The organism is Rheinheimera texasensis (assembly GCF_964031785.1).
Taxonomy (GTDB): domain Bacteria; phylum Pseudomonadota; class Gammaproteobacteria; order Enterobacterales; family Alteromonadaceae; genus Pararheinheimera; species Pararheinheimera texasensis_A.
Window position 1 is genome coordinate 556,031 of sequence record NZ_CAXIRE010000021.1, and the last position, 14,793, is coordinate 570,823.

Annotated in this window: 11 protein-coding genes; 7 read left to right on the top strand and 4 right to left on the bottom strand. The window is 52.0% G+C overall.

What is annotated here, in order from left to right:
- Nucleotides 1-51 precede the first annotated feature (51 nt).
- The 5 genes from ABNT34_RS14035 to ABNT34_RS14055 all read left to right on the top strand — a co-directional run bounded on the left by ABNT34_RS14035 (nt 52) and on the right by ABNT34_RS14055 (nt 6,626).
- Nucleotides 52-1,908 carry a DUF885 domain-containing protein gene (locus ABNT34_RS14035; protein ID WP_348732663.1) on the top strand — a complete coding sequence of 619 codons (1,857 nt, stop codon included), beginning with the start codon at nt 52-54 and terminating at the stop codon, nt 1,906-1,908.
- Nucleotides 1,909-2,048: 140 nt separating this feature from the next.
- Complete coding sequence (locus ABNT34_RS14040; RefSeq protein ID WP_348732665.1) at nt 2,049-3,017, top strand: magnesium transporter CorA family protein; 969 nt, start codon at nt 2,049-2,051, stop codon at nt 3,015-3,017.
- 131 nt (nt 3,018-3,148) lie between these two features.
- The gene (gene mgtE, locus ABNT34_RS14045; RefSeq protein WP_348732667.1) at nt 3,149-4,498 is read left to right on the top strand and encodes a magnesium transporter; all 1,350 of its coding nucleotides are present in this window, start codon (nt 3,149-3,151) and stop codon (nt 4,496-4,498) included.
- A 92-nt stretch (nt 4,499-4,590) separates the two neighbouring features.
- Entirely contained in the window at nt 4,591-5,481 is an 891-nt protein-coding gene (rimK, locus tag ABNT34_RS14050) for a 30S ribosomal protein S6--L-glutamate ligase (protein WP_348732669.1), read from the top strand.
- Nucleotides 5,481-6,626: a succinylglutamate desuccinylase/aspartoacylase family protein gene (locus tag ABNT34_RS14055; RefSeq protein ID WP_348732670.1), complete on the top strand. Its 1,146-nt coding sequence runs from the start codon at nt 5,481-5,483 to the stop codon at nt 6,624-6,626. The genes rimK and ABNT34_RS14055 overlap by 1 nt, the downstream gene beginning before the upstream one ends.
- 9 nt (nt 6,627-6,635) lie before the next feature.
- Here ABNT34_RS14055 and ABNT34_RS14060 read toward each other — a convergent pair whose 3' ends face one another.
- The 4 genes from ABNT34_RS14060 to ABNT34_RS14075 form a co-directional block, all read right to left on the bottom strand.
- Nucleotides 6,636-7,394, bottom strand: a complete 759-nt coding sequence (locus ABNT34_RS14060; protein ID WP_348732672.1) for a DUF2884 family protein — start codon at nt 7,392-7,394, stop codon at nt 6,636-6,638.
- Nucleotides 7,395-7,490: 96 nt separating this feature from the next.
- Nucleotides 7,491-9,170, bottom strand: coding sequence for a FapA family protein (locus ABNT34_RS14065; protein ID WP_348732674.1), 1,680 nt, complete (start codon nt 9,168-9,170; stop codon nt 7,491-7,493).
- Between the two features lie 96 nt (nt 9,171-9,266).
- Nucleotides 9,267-9,602, bottom strand: a complete 336-nt coding sequence (locus ABNT34_RS14070) for a hypothetical protein (RefSeq protein WP_348732676.1) — start codon at nt 9,600-9,602, stop codon at nt 9,267-9,269.
- 64 nt (nt 9,603-9,666) lie between these two features.
- On the bottom strand, nt 9,667-10,332 hold the full coding sequence (locus ABNT34_RS14075) for a DUF2982 domain-containing protein (protein ID WP_348732677.1): 666 nt from the start codon (nt 10,330-10,332) through the stop codon (nt 9,667-9,669).
- Between the two features lie 236 nt (nt 10,333-10,568).
- Here ABNT34_RS14075 and ABNT34_RS14080 point away from each other — a divergent pair, with 236 nt between their 5' ends.
- Nucleotides 10,569-11,621 (top strand): efflux RND transporter periplasmic adaptor subunit, encoded by a 1,053-nt coding sequence (locus ABNT34_RS14080; protein WP_348732679.1) that lies wholly within the window; start codon nt 10,569-10,571, stop codon nt 11,619-11,621.
- 3 nt (nt 11,622-11,624) lie between these two features.
- Nucleotides 11,625-14,729, top strand: a complete 3,105-nt coding sequence (locus ABNT34_RS14085; RefSeq protein ID WP_348732681.1) for an efflux RND transporter permease subunit — start codon at nt 11,625-11,627, stop codon at nt 14,727-14,729.
- The last annotated feature ends 64 nt before the right edge of the window (nt 14,730-14,793 follow it).

Consider the following 14,793-nt stretch of genomic DNA (forward strand, 5'->3'; position numbering starts at 1 on the left):
GCGAACGGCTGGTTTCACCGCCACAATAATGAAAAACAACCCGGGGACATCATGAAATTAAAACTTCAATTGCTGAGTTTGGCTGTGTCAGCCGCGCTGCTGGCCGGCTGTAATAAAGCACCGGAGACAAGTGCTAGCCAGACCGCGCCTGTTGCGGCCGCGCAAACAGCACCAGAAACGGCACAAACTGAATCGGCCAAAGCCAATGCGTTTTTTGACCAACATTTTATGGCCGCAGCGGCTTTAAGCCCAATGGCGCTGACCCATCTTGGCATCAAGCAGGATTACGATAAGTGGGACCAGCTGACTGATGAGCAAAGTGACAAAGAACTGGCCCTGACCAAAAAAGCACTGGCCGATTTAGCCCAGTTTGATGTCAGTAAACTCGACACTCAGACGGCCTTGAGTTACCAGCTGTTTAAACAGCAACTGGAGCAGGATATCGCCAACGACAAATGGCGTTATTACAACTATCCGGTAAACCAGATGTTTGGTTTACACTCCGGCGTCCCTTCTTTACTGATCAATCAGCACCAGATTGAAAATGAATCGGATGCGAAAGCCTATATCGCCCGGTTAAATGGCATTCCACAGCTGTTTAAACAGTTAGAGGCGCAACTGACCAAACGGGCAGAACTCGGCATTATTCCACCGAAGTTTGTGTTCCCGCTCGCCATTGAAGCCAGTCAGAATATTATCAAAGGCGCGCCATTTAGCGCCGGTGCTGACAGCACCTTACTGGAAGATTTCCGCAATAAAGTCAACAAGCTGACCTTAGATGATGCTGCCAAACAACTGCTGATCAAAGAAGCCGAAGTGGCGCTGACCAGCAGCGTGAAGCCGGCCTATGACAGCCTGATCGCCTATTTAACCGCGCAGGAAAAACAAGCCGGTACCGACGATGGTGTCTGGCGTTTTAAAGATGGCGAAGCCTTCTACAACATGGCGCTGGAACGCACCACCACCACCAAAATGACCGCTGACGAAATTCACCAGCTTGGTCTGACTGAGGTGGCGCGTATTCACGATGAAATGAAAGCCATCATGCAAAAAGTTGGTTTTAAAGGCGATCTGCAGGCATTTTTCGCTTTTATGCGCGATGACGCGCAGTTCTATTATCCGGACACTGCAGAGGGCAAAGCGGCTTATCTGGCCGAAGTCACACGGCTGATTGACCATATGAAATCGCAGCTCGACAGTCTGTTTCTGGTCAAACCCAAAGCCGATCTGATTGTCAAAGCCGTGGAACCGTTTCGCGAAGAATCAGCCGGTAAAGCCTTTTATCAGCAGCCATCGATGGATGGCAAAAGACCGGGCACTTATTACGCCAATCTGCATAACATGAAAGATATGCCGAAATATCAGATGGAAGCACTGGCCTATCACGAAGGCATTCCGGGCCACCATATGCAAATTGCCATCGCGCAGGAGCTGGGTGACCTGCCGAAGTTCCGTAAATTCGGTGGTTACACTGCTTATGTGGAAGGTTGGGGTTTATACACAGAGTTGCTGCCCAAAGACATTGGTCTGTATCAGGACCCCTACTCTGATTTCGGCCGCTTAGCCATGGAACTGTGGCGCGCCTGTCGTCTGGTGGTTGACACCGGTATCCATGCGAAAAAATGGACCCGCGACCAGGCTATTCAATATTTAGCCGACAACACGCCGAACGCCCGCACCGAGGCCGTGAACGCGATCGAGCGTTATATCGTGATGCCATCGCAGGCCACCGCGTATAAAATCGGCATGATTAAGATTGTGCAGCTGCGCGATAAAGCCAAAACCGCTTTGGGTGAAAAGTTCGACATCCGGGAATTCCATGATGTGGTGCTGAAAAACGGTGCTGTACCGCTTGATGTGCTGGAATCGCTGGTCGACGCTTATATTAAAAGCAAACAAAGCGCTTAATCATCCGGTGCTTTAGTTGATACAGACAACCCCCGGCCTGGTCCGGGGGTTGTTTTTTGTCATCATTCCAGCACTTTTCTACTGGTTCAAAGTCATTGAACTGCTTATGCTGGCAAAAATGGACGTTGAAAGGACCCCGCATGTTGATCCTGCATTTGTACAATCCTGAAACCAACAGCTGGCAAACCGGCGACATCGCAGCGTTACAACTGCCGCTGCACGGCGACCAAAAAGCCTGGATTGATTTGTCTGCGGCAAGTTTCTCCGAACAACAACAGGTGCTCAGCCGGTTTCAAATCCATCCGGTGATTGCCGAAGACTATCTGCGGGAACGCCATCCACCTAAGCTTGAAGCCTATGATGGTTTTACCTTATTGATTTTGCGGGGTTTTGCCGGCGAAAACTTTCACGAATACCCAGGCCATGCCCAGCTTAGCCTGCTATTTTCCAATCAGGTGCTGTTATTTAAATGCCAGCTGCCTGAGCAAAACGGTCACTATAAAATCAATACATTTGATGTCAGCAAGCCAGTCACCCCGATCAAAGAATGGGTGAAAAGTTATATCCACGCCGTCTCCGCCAGTTATCTGGAAAAACTGATTAATTTTGAAGATGAGCTGGGGGAATTCGAAGATGCGATGCTGACGCATGGGGACGACCATAAAATGAGCCGCATCATGCGCCTGCGCTCTGTATTTCGCAAACTTGACCGTAACCTCGCCTATCAAAAGGAAATGTTTGCTGATTTGCTGACGCCGGAGGAAGGTGCTGTGGGCGTAATGTCACAATTCGAAGCGGTCGAACTGCGTGATTTTTATGAAAAATTTGAACGGTTGCACTCGATGACCCAAATGTATTACGACCAGCTCGGTGATTTGGTCAGCAGCTATATGTCGACGTCGTCGCACCAAATTAACGAACGGATGAAGTTACTGACTATGGTGTCGACGGTGTTTATTCCGCTGACTTTTATCGTCGGGGTCTACGGCATGAACTTTGACAATATGCCGGAACTGCATATGCCAATGGGGTATTTCTGGACCCTGGCCGGCATGGCATCGGTAGCCCTTGGCATGTTGCTGGCGTTTAAAATCAAACGCTGGTGGTAAAATGGTCAATCAATTGCCACCGCCTCGAAAAATGCCGTTGAATTGACTATAAAAATGTGACCTTGCTGCGGTATCATCCGCAGCAAATTTTCACTCAGGGACTACAACGTCCTGCCGACAGGGCCCGGATTATGGCTGAAACCCAGCTGCTGGATATCGAAGAGATAGTCCGCGACAGTTTTGACGAGCAGGAAGCCGAACTGCTCGGGGAAAAACTCAGCCAGCTGGAGCCGGAAGAGATCGCCGTTGCACTGGAAGCGATGCCGCTGGAGCAGCGTCTCAGCACCTGGCTGGGCCTGCATCCGGACGAACAAATCCACGCCCTTGGTTACATGCGGGAAGACGCCCGCGAAAACATTTTTAAACAGCTACCCGACGCAGCCCTCACCGAACTGGTTGAGCGGATGGACGTCGACGACCTGATTGAACTGCTCGATGAATTGCCAGCCGCGGTGTATCAGGCAGCTTGTTCCAAACTCGACGCCAGCGAAAAACTCTGGCTTGCCACAGCGCTGGCCTACACCGACGACCAATGCGGCCGTTACGCTGACCACGACGTACTGACCATCCGCAACAACGCCAAAGTCCGTGACGCGGTGCGGATGTTCAAAAAACTCAATGAAGACGCCGAATATCAGGACTCGCTGATGGTAGTCGACCGCACCGGCCGTTATGTCGGCCAGTTGCACGGCACACGTCTGTTAGGCGCACCGTCGCATTTACCCGTCGTCGAATATATCGATGAAGATGCGCCTGTGGTTGAAGGTGAGATGGATTTAGATACCGGCTCAGATATCGTCGCCCGCTCAGGCTACAGCGCTTTGGCGGTGGTCGATGAGGAAAGTAAGTTACTGGGCCGGATCTCGATTGGTGAAGCACTGGAGAACGTGCGCAGAAGCCTCGAAGGCCAGTTTATGCATACCGCTGGTCTTGATGAAAACGAAGACTTGTTCGCACCTGTGATCGCCAGCGCAAAAAGCCGCGCGGTTTGGCTTGGTATCAACTTACTCACTGCATTTCTGGCGGCCTGGACCATAGGTCTGTTTGAAGCCACTTTGCAGCAACAGGTTGCGCTTGCCGTGTTAATGCCCATTGTCGCCAGCATGGGCGGTATCGCCGGCAGTCAGACCCTGACCCTGATTATCCGTGGCCTGGCGCTTGGCCAAATCACACCCCAAACCTATTGGACGCTGATGCGCAAAGAACTGGGGGTTGGCCTGATCAATGGTATTTTATGGGCCGTGGTGATTTGTGGGGTGACCTATCTGTGGTTTGGTGACTGGATCATCGGCATGGTCATTGCGCTGGCGATTGTGATTAATATCTTGGTTGCGGCCTTCTCCGGCGTGTTGATCCCGGTCTGGCTGGAAAAAGCGCGAATTGACCCGGCACTATCCGGTTCGGTGATCCTGACCACTGTCACTGACGTCATTGGCTTTTTTGTGTTTCTGGGCCTTGGTTCTTTATTGCTGTTGCCATAGATCTGCAAAAAGGCTGGTCACTTTCCCGCTTTTAAAAAATCCGTCTAGAATCAGGCAATTCCTGAAAAGAATTTGCGAGCTTCGGAGTCCGCATGAAAATTGCTGTGTTATCCCGTAATGCCGAGTTGTACTCCACCCGCCGCCTGGTCGACACCGCCATCGCACGTGGTCATCAGGTGGAAGTGATAGACCCGACCTTGTGTTACATGAATATCAACCACAACGCCTTATCCATTCACTACCGTGGCGCGGCGCTGGAAGGTTTTGACGCGGTGATCCCGCGCATTGGCGCTTCTATCACTTTTTACGGCAATGCCGTGCTGCGTCAGTTTGAAATGATGGGCGTTTATTGCCTCAATACTGCGGATGCCATCAGCCGGGCGCGTGACAAACTCAATTCAATGCAACTGATGGCACGCGACGGCATTGGCCTGCCGGTGACCGGTTTCGCTGACAAACCCGGTGATATTCCGGATCTGATTGAAATGGTCGGTGGTGCGCCGCTGGTCATTAAGCTCCTCGAAGGTACACAGGGCATTGGCGTAGTGCTGGCCGAGACCCGTACTGCCGCCGAAAGCGTCATCGAAGCTTTTATGGGGCTGAATGCCAACATCCTGGTGCAGCAATATATCAGCGAAGCCAAAGGCGCCGACATCCGCTGTTTTGTCGTCGGCAACAAGGTGGTGGCTGCAATGAAACGCCAGGCCAAAGCCGGTGAGTTTCGTTCCAACTTACATCGCGGCGGCACAGCGACTGCAGTAAAACTCAGCGCTGCTGAGCGAAAAACCGCGCTGCAGGCCGCTAAATGTATGGGCTTGGCGGTGGCCGGCGTCGATATTTTGCAATCCAGCGACGGGCCGGTAGTGATGGAAGTCAACAGCTCACCCGGACTTGAAGGCATAGAAGCCGCCACCACAGTTGACGTTGCCGGCGCAATTCTGGATTATCTGGAACAACAATGGTTAAAACTGCAGGACCGCTGATGCCAGAGCCAATCGACTTATCTACAGATGCAGAGCATGATGGCGCCACCGCAGCAGTTGATGAAACTGCAGCCTTAGCAAGCACTAAACCCCCTGCACCGCTGCAGGCGGATTTTGTGCTCGGCAACAGCCAGATAGCACCCGGACAGCGAATGGTCGTGGATATTCCGTTTGGCAAACTCTATACCCACACTGAACTCAATATCGGCGCTCATGTGATCCACGGCAAAAGGCCGGGGCCGGTGCTGCTCATTACCGCTGCCCTGCACGGCGATGAAATCAACGGTGTGGAGATTTGCCGGCGTTTATTACGGCTGCCGCGGCTGAATAACCTCAAAGGCACCCTGGTGGTAGTTCCTATCGTCAATACCTATGGTTTTGTCCAGCAAAGCCGGTATCTGCCGGACCGGCGCGACCTGAACCGCAGCTTCCCTGGCAGCGAAAAAGGCTCGCTCGGCAGCCGGATGGCCTGGCAGTTTACCGATCGTATCCTGAAAAAGTGTACGCACGTGATTGATTTACACACCGGCGCTATTCATCGCAGCAACTATCCCCAGGTCCGTGCGACGTCAAAAGACAAAGTGTCGCTGAAAATGGCTGAGAGTTTTAATGCGCCCATTATTATCAAAGCGGCCAGCCGCGATGGCACTATGCGCGGTACCGCCAATGGCCTCGGTATTCCGATCATTTTGTACGAAGCCGGCGAAGCACTGCGCTTTGACGAACAGGCCATCAATATTGGCGTGCGTGGCATCGTCAATGTGATGCATAGCCTTGGCATGCTCAGAACCTTAAAACGCCAGCAAAAAACCGGGTCATTGTTTTCGAAGAAAAGTAGCTGGATCCGCGCCGAACATGACGGTATCGCCCGCTATTATCAACGATTGGGGCAAATTGTGACCGCAGGCGACGTGCTGGCCCATATCTATTCACCATATTCAGATTTTGAAGTAGCAGTGCTGGCACCGTTCAGCGGCATTATCATCGGCCGCAATAACCTGCCGCTGGTCAACGAAGGCGAAGCTTTGTTCCATATCGCTGAAGTCAGCGAACTGGCCGAAGCGGAAAAAACACTGGATGCGATTAGTGATGAAGTGGATAACGCCATGCCGGCGGCTTTGGGCAATGATTACAGTGTGGTGTGAAACCTTCTGTTACTTGGCGATCACCACATCGTAAGCCGCCAGGCCCGGCACTCTTTGCTGCAGTTCGGTTTCTATCTGGTCAATTTCAACCAGGCGGTTACAGAATAACAAGGACTTGGCTTCCAGCTCTTCGGCTTTAGCATCAAGCCCCAGATTAATTTTGTCAACCAGTTGCTCTACCGGCTGCCAGTCGCGGCTGTCGTTCAGTTCAAAATTGTCGTCAGTTTGTTGCAGTGCATCACGTAACGCCTGCCAGACGGCGCCAACAGTGTTTTTTGCCAGTACATTTAAATTGTTTTTCAGCTCGCCGTGCAAAAATGCATCCATTTCGTTCAGGCTTTGTGGTGCCAGATAAAAATGCTCACCGCTGCGGACAAAACGTGACATGATCTGATAGGTCGTCTCCCGCACCAGCGCCTGCCACTCTTCCTGCTGCGCTTTACTGCCAACCCCAACCAGCATGCTTTCAATTGCCTGCAACCCCAGCTCCATGCTGTCAACGGCAATGCCAACCACTTGCGGTACAAATTTACGCAGGCTGTGGCTGTATTTTTGCAACACGACCACATCATCGGCCGAAAGCTGTTGCAATTCGCCCTGAATAAACAGTTGTTGATCATCATTGATTTGATACTGAGTGCGGTAATCGGTCTGAATGCGGATCTGATCCGGCGCTATTAAAATACCGTGGCGAAATGCCATTTTGCATTCGCTGGCCACAGCGAATAACGGCAAACAACAGAAGAGAATAATCGCAGCTAATTTCATGGCGTGATCCGCAACAGCTTTGGCAGTAATTTTATCAGTTAGCTGTGGTCAATGCTGCGGCTAAAGTCGCAGAACTGTGGGGATTGGTCGGTTTTATCAGTTGACCCATGGGTCTATAAGCAATCGATTGTCCTGCATCAATATCTTGCTCGGACCATGCTCCCGTTTGACTGGTAACACCTCGGCCCCCAGGCGAAATTCAACACCGGCGTACATTTCCTGTTTGACCAGCACCAGTACTTCGGCCATTTTACTCAGCCGGTCCACTTCGAGTAGCTTCACATCTTCAATCAACGCCAGTGCTATCGCTTTTTGCGCTTCGAAATCATCGACCAGATATTTCATCTGCTCGAGCACTGCGGCTGAACGCTCCTGCTGTTTCATTTGTTCCAGCGACTGGCGGATCTGTTCCATTTCCTGTTTCACCATAGCGATGTTTTGCTTCAGTGCCTGCTGTTTTTCCAGCACCGGGTCAATGCGTCGGTTCAGGTTGATTTGCAACGAACTTTCCGACAATGAACCCAACATACCGGCTTTCAGGCCAAAATCCAGATAAAAGCGGCCGCCAACAATCTTACCGTTCAGTTTGTCCTCTGAACCGGCAATGACGCTGCGGGCCGTCACATCACAATGGTTAATCTGTTTGACGGCGATAAAATCGCCCTGACATTCAATGCGGGCATATTGCGCCAGTGCACAACGAATGGTGCCTGCGGCTCGCACCACTGTGCTGTAACTTTCAATATGTGGCTCTTGCGCCGAAAACTGGTGGCCAATGATGGCCCCACCAATCTGTATATCGCCGCCGGATTCGATCAAAGCACCCTCAGCGACCCCTTTGATAAAAACGTTGCCGCCGGCGATCACTTTCATGCTCTCAGTGACGTCTCCATTGACAATGACTGCCCCTTTGAACTGGACATGGCCGGTGCTCAGGTCGACTTTTTTCACGGCATAAACTTCATCAACCGCAGCACCGGCGTCCTGCACTCTTGGCATGCCGTCCCGGTTTGCAATTAACAAATCCGGGTCGGCCGGGCTGATTTCCGTGCCTTCACCGGGTTTCCATTCAACCTGCTGGCCCGGCGGGGCTAAAGTAATATCACCCCGTACAGAGACTCCGTCGACACCTTTAGTCGGCGGTAGACGACGCATCACTGCGTCGCCGCTTTGCACAGAAGGGATGACACCAAAATCGCGTAAATCGACTTTAGACTCGCTGACCTGCAAAGGCCGGTTTGGCCGGACATTTAAACCTTCAACTAAGGCTTCAAAACGGGCATTTTGACCAGGCTGCATGACCCGGCCAATCGCAATGACCTGCGACGATTTGCTGCCGGGTTCAGCTCTGCTGGCGCTGCCCACTAACTGCACTATCGCGTCTTTTTGAAAACCAAAACTGACGCCCTGCTCCTGCGCTTTTTTCACCAGTTCGTTAGCCGACACTGGTGCGCCGCCCCAGGCTGCGATTATTTCCGCCACAGCCGTCATACCGTCCGGTGCGGCCTGAATAGACACAACAGCGTCACGACGCTCAGCGATTTTGCGGCGAATAACCACGCCTTCCTGTAGTTTGTTTAATTTGATGTCGTTTTGCAGCGCCTGATAATCGGCGAGTAACTGATTGATTTGTTCAGTGAGGATAAAACAGCGGCCGTAGCCTGCTTCATGCAAAGCATCGCGCACGGCCTGAGCGGTCAAATCATTCAATCCGACGGCGACTTTGACTTCAATGAAATCTTGATCCTTGCCGAACTGCATAACGACTTTATTCACGACAACATCACTTCAGGCAAATGAACAGTGAGGTTACTGAAACAAAATTCTGGTCTGAAAGCAAGCAAATGTGTTCCAGTACCAGCAGAAGTGATTTTATATATAGTTTTCCTGGTGCACCCGGATAAACAAATCGGTACCAACTTTACTGTAATCAATTTTGTATTCTTTATTGTTTAAGGCCTGTACAAACAATAATGTTTTTGATTCGCCAAACACATCTGAACTGCCGATATCAACCAGTTCCATATAACGCTCTTTGGCTTCAACCCGGTTTGCCGGCACAGGTTCGTCAAACTTTTTCACACCGGTGCGCGACACTAAAACCACCGGATCGTTATCGCCGTTAATAATGACCAGATCGAGTTTTTTCTGCTTGTGAATAATTGTATTGCGGCCACTGACCAGAAACGGTCTTTCGTATGTACTCATTTTCGAATTCACCAAATCAGCTGGGGGACTTTTTTTGCATTATGTACCAGCGGTTTCAGTGTGTCTAGCCGTTGTTTTCTGGGGTAAAATTCAACCGTTGCCGGTTGATAAACTGACTGAACTCCCGTGCCGAGCAATCTTTGAAGTCGGCGGGAATCAGTAAATCGGTCTGCAGCAATTGCCGTAAATTCGCCATGCGCTGGCCAAACATCGCCTGCACACCTTTATAAAAACGCTGCTGTGTGCGAAATTCTGTCGCATCCGCCAGATAATCGCCGGCGCAGCGCCCGGTTGGACAAGCGCCGCCGGCTGCGGCAATAAGCACAGCCCGCTGTTCAATTAATAAACGCACGGCCAGCCGCAGCGGAATGGTCTGCAGCAACTCATCGTAATTGTGCAGACGGACACCAATCCAGGCCAGTTCCCGCCCCTGCAGCTCAATCTGCTGGACATGTGCGACTTGCTGCCAGGCTAAACGCCAGCTGCCACGTGGATGATGATAAATCAGCGCCTCTGCCGTCGCCTCCACTAAGACCACCGGCGCCGCCAGCTTTTTCAGCCCGACAAAAGCCGCCACTGCGGTCAGCAAAAACCATAACACCCAGGCTTGTGAACTGGCCAAATCTGCGCGCACCGCCAGCAACAGAATGCCGAACAAAAACATCGAAGCAGCACTGAGAAATAACACGGCGCCACCACGCGCTGAGGCCGAAAAAAACTGTCTGTCCATCAAATTGTCTTCAGATAAAAATACATCAATATGCTCATCAGAATGGTCCAGATCAGATAAAACCGAATCATTCTGCACCTTTCACATTTTTTTTCTGCCATTTGCAACTTCTCCTCAGCCAGGCTAAATGATACGACCAATCGACCTTGTGCTGCGATAATACCGACATCCATTCCGGCATCGATTCCCTACAATACATCAGGTTTTACTGAATGACACCGTTCGGAGTTTTGACATTGAATAAACATTCCCGCCTGATTTGGATCCTGCTGTTACTGTTAGCCGGCTTTTTGCTCTATCTGTTCTTGAGTAATGCTACACCGGAACAACAAAACCGCAGAGCCGACAGCAGCATTTTCGTCACCACCAGTCAGGTGCAAAGTGCCCAAATCACCCGCAAAGTCGACGCCTTAGGCACGGCGCTGGCCTATGACTCGGCCCGCATCGTTAATGCCAGCAGTGATTATCTGATTGAACTGAATATCCGCGAAGGGCAGCCGGTGAAAAAAGGCGATTTAATCGCCCGCTTTAACGACACCGAAGAACGTGCCCGCATCGCTGAACTCAAAGCATTGATGACGGAGCAAAACCGCCAGCTGGCCCGGCTGAAAAACTTAACCCGCACGCAGGCCAGCGCGCAGTCGTTACTCGACGAGCAACAAGCCAAAGTCAACGCCACCCAGGCGCAGCTTGATGCGCTGGAAGCGCGGCTCAGCGAACTGGTGATCCACGCGCCATTTGACGGCGTGTTAGGCTTGCGTCAGGTCAGTAACGGCGCTTATCTGGCGAGCGGCACTGAACTGACCACGCTGGATGATATCAGCAAAATCCGCGTTGAATTTAATGTCGCTGAACGTTATCTGGCTGCGCTGCAAACCGAGATGCCGGTCAGCGCTGATAATATCGCCTATGCCGGCCACCTGTTTAGCGGCAAAGTCAAAGCGATAGACCCGCGGATTGACCCGGTCACGCGTTCGGTCAAAGTGCACGCCGTGATCGATAATGCCGATTTAAAATTAAGACCCGGCATGCTGCTGAACGTCCATGTCGAACTGGCCAAAACGGACGTGGTACAAATCCCGGAAAAAGCCGTGATGCCGTTGCAAAGTAAACATTATGTTTTTGTCGTGGAAGCTGGCGACAAAGTACGTCAGGTCGAAATTATCCCGGGCCAGCGTTTGCCAGGTTTGGTCGAAGTCGTTTCGGGCCTCAAAGCCGGTGATGAGATTGTCACGCAAGGCAGCCAGAAACTGCGTAATGGCGTGGTGATCACCAGAGCGGAGCAATAACAGATGCTGTTATCTGATCTTTCGGTAAAACGCCCGGTGTTTGCCACCGTGATCAACCTGGTGCTGGTGATTTTTGGTGTCGTCTGTTTCAGCATGCTGCCGCTGCGGGAATATCCGGATATCGACTCGCCGGTCGTAACCATCAGCACCGATTACCCCGGCGCTTCCGCCGAAATTGTCGAATCAAAAATTACCCAGCCGCTCGAAGATTTAATCAGCGGCGTGGAAGGCATTATCAATATCAGTTCCAGCAGCCGGGTTGGCCGCTCGAACGTCATTATTGAATTTAACGTCAACCGCGATATCGACGCCGCTGCCAACGACGTGCGCGAGCGCGTGTCGCGCATGATGGAACGGTTGCCGGATCAGGCCCGCCCGCCGCAGGTGGTCAAAGCCAATGGCGATGACGACACCATCGCCTGGTTTTTACTCAACAGCGATACCATGACCAACCTGGAGCTGACCGATTATGCCAACCGCTATATCGTCGAGCGGTTTTCGGTCGTCGACGGTGTGGCGCGGCTGCAAATCGGCGGTGAGCGCAAATATGCGATGCGCATCTGGCTGAATAAAGATGCGATGGCATCGCGTAATGTCACAGTCGCTGATATTGAAAACGTGCTGCGTAACGAAAACGTCGAGTTGCCGGCCGGTAATGTCAAATCACATGATCGCGATTTTATCGTCCGGGTGATCCGTACTTATAAAACGCAGGACGACTACCGCCGGCTGGTGGTGAAAAAAGGCGATAACAATTATCTGGTCCGGCTGGGTGAAATTGCCGATGTCACTTTAGCTTCAGAAAACGAAGAAAGTGAATTCAGGAGTGACGGTAAAAACGTGCTGGGGATTGGCATTATCAAGCAGTCCAAAGCCAATACGCTGGATGTTGTGCGTAATGTCCGCGCTGAAGTGGAGCGTATTTCCGCCAGTCTGCCGCAGGGCACAACTATAGTGCCGGGCTATGACTCCTCGTTATTTATCGCTGAATCTATTCATGAGGTCTATGTCACGCTTGGCATTGCCATGGTGCTGGTGGTGCTGGTGATCTTTGCTTTTTTGGGCAGTGTGCGCGCGACTTTTATTCCGGCGATCACAGTGCCGGTGGCGCTGATAGCGGCTGTGACTGTGCTGTATGCGCTGGATTTTTCTATCAACTTACTGACGCTGCTGGCGATGGTGTTGGCGATTGGTCTGGTGGTCGATGATTCGATAGTGGTGCTGGAGAACATTTACCGGCGCATTGAACGCGGTCAACCGCCGCTGCTCGCTGCTTATCACGGTAGCAGAGAAGTGGGTTTTGCCGTGGTCGCCACCACGCTGGTGCTGATTGCGGTCTTTGTGCCGCTGGTATTTATGCAAGGTGATTTAGGCAAACTTTTTACTGAATTTGCCCTCGCGGTCGCGGCCGCCGTGGCGTTTTCCGCCATTACAGCGCTGACGTTGTCACCAATGCTCTGCAGCAAAATGCTCAAAGTACAGCAGGAAAAACGTGGCTTTAGCCTGTTTATTCACAACGCGATGGAGAAAGTTGAAGCCGGTTATCTGCGCCAGCTGCAGATGGTCACCACAGTGCGCTGGCCAAGCTGGCTGTTGCTGTTGTGTTGTATGGCCATCAGCGTCTTTCTGGTGTTTAAACTGCCGTCGGAATTATCGCCGCAGGAAGACCGCGGCACCTTTTTTGTCATGATGAGCCCGGCCGAAGGTGCAAGCTATCAGTCGAATTTACAAAATATGCGGCTGATTGAAGATATCCTGCTGCCCTACTACGAAAAAGGCGAACTGAACCGGTTGTTAATCCGGGTGCCAGGTTTTGGCAACAGTGGCGGTATGGCGATTGTCGGCAGCGAAAACTGGCACAATGGCCAGCGCCGTACGCCGGAGTTGATGCAGGAAATTGGTCAGAAGCTTAATAACCTGTCCGATGTGCGCGCCTTTACCAATATGCGCAGTGGCCTGACCGCAGGCCGTGGCGGCGGTGGTGGTGGCCGGCCGGTGCAGTTTGTCATTCAGGGTAATACCTATGAAGAGCTGGCGAAATGGCGTGATATTGTGCTGGCCAAAGCGCGGGAAAACCCAAACCTACAGATGCTTGATCACGACTACAAAGAGACTGTGCCGCAAATTCTGGTGGAAATTAATACCGAACGGGCAGCCGATTTGGGCATTTCAGTTGGTGTAGTTGGCCGCGCATTGGAAGCAATGCTGGGCGGCCGGCGCGTCACGACTTTCCTCGACCGCGGCAAAGAATATGACTTAATTCTCGAAGGTGCCGATTCGGATTTCACTGACCCCACCAGTATCACCGGGGTTTATGTGCGCTCCAGCGGTTCAAACCAACTCATTCCGCTGGATAACCTGGTGACGTTAAAAGAAGAAGCCACCTCGTCGACGTTAAACCGCTACAACCGGATGCGCGCTATCACCATTATGGCCAACCTGGCACCAGGCTATAGCCTCGGTGAAGCGCTGGAGTATCTCGAAGGCGTGGTTCGTACTGAGATCAAAGATGTCGGCGGTATCGACTACAAAGGCGAGTCGCTGATGTATAAAAACAGCGGCGAATCGACGCTGCTGATTTTCGCGCTGGCGCTCATCATTACCTATCTGGTGTTGGCGGCGCAGTTTGAAAGTTTTATCCATCCATTTGTCATTATGCTGACAGTGCCGCTTGGCATGGCTGGCGCGCTTGGCGGCCTTTATCTGGCTGGCATGACGCTGAATATCTACAGCCAGATAGGGCTGGTGATGATCATTGGTCTGGTGGCAAAAAACGGCATTCTGATCGTCGAATTTGCCAATCAGCTGCGTGATGCCGGCGTTGAGTTTACCAGCGCTATCCATCAGGCGGCCGTGCAGCGTTTGCGGCCTATTACCATGACCGCTTTTACCACAGTGATGAGTAGTATTCCGCTGATTATCACTTCAGGCCCTGGCTCAGAAAGCCGCATGGTGATTGGGATGGTGATTTGTGCCGGCGTCGGCGTCGCAACTTTGCTGACGGTGTACATAGTGCCGGTGGCTTATGTCGCACTGGCGCGTAATACCGGCTCGCCGCAGGATATCGCCAAACAGCTACACAGTCTCGATAACAAAGCAGATCTGTAAACTTGCCGGGGCGCGGCTATGCTGCGCCCCGCTTTCTCCTTCCCGCACCTTCTTCGCGCTTTGC

Bases quoted from the DNA above. Each gene is read 5' to 3' on its own strand.
- ABNT34_RS14085 (WP_348732681.1), top strand. From the start codon at position 11,625: ATGCTGTTATCTGATCTTTCGGTAAAACGCCCGGTGTTTGCCACCGTG.
- rimK (WP_348732669.1), top strand. From the start codon at position 4,591: ATGAAAATTGCTGTGTTATCCCGTAATGCCGAGTTGTACTCCACCCGC.
- ABNT34_RS14060 (WP_348732672.1), bottom strand. From the start codon at position 7,394: ATGAAATTAGCTGCGATTATTCTCTTCTGTTGTTTGCCGTTATTCGCT.
- ABNT34_RS14040 (WP_348732665.1), top strand. From the start codon at position 2,049: ATGTTGATCCTGCATTTGTACAATCCTGAAACCAACAGCTGGCAAACC.
- ABNT34_RS14035 (WP_348732663.1), top strand. From the start codon at position 52: ATGAAATTAAAACTTCAATTGCTGAGTTTGGCTGTGTCAGCCGCGCTG.
- ABNT34_RS14055 (WP_348732670.1), top strand. From the start codon at position 5,481: ATGCCAGAGCCAATCGACTTATCTACAGATGCAGAGCATGATGGCGCC.
- ABNT34_RS14070 (WP_348732676.1), bottom strand. From the start codon at position 9,602: ATGAGTACATACGAAAGACCGTTTCTGGTCAGTGGCCGCAATACAATT.
- mgtE (WP_348732667.1), top strand. From the start codon at position 3,149: ATGGCTGAAACCCAGCTGCTGGATATCGAAGAGATAGTCCGCGACAGT.
- ABNT34_RS14075 (WP_348732677.1), bottom strand. From the start codon at position 10,332: ATGGACAGACAGTTTTTTTCGGCCTCAGCGCGTGGTGGCGCCGTGTTA.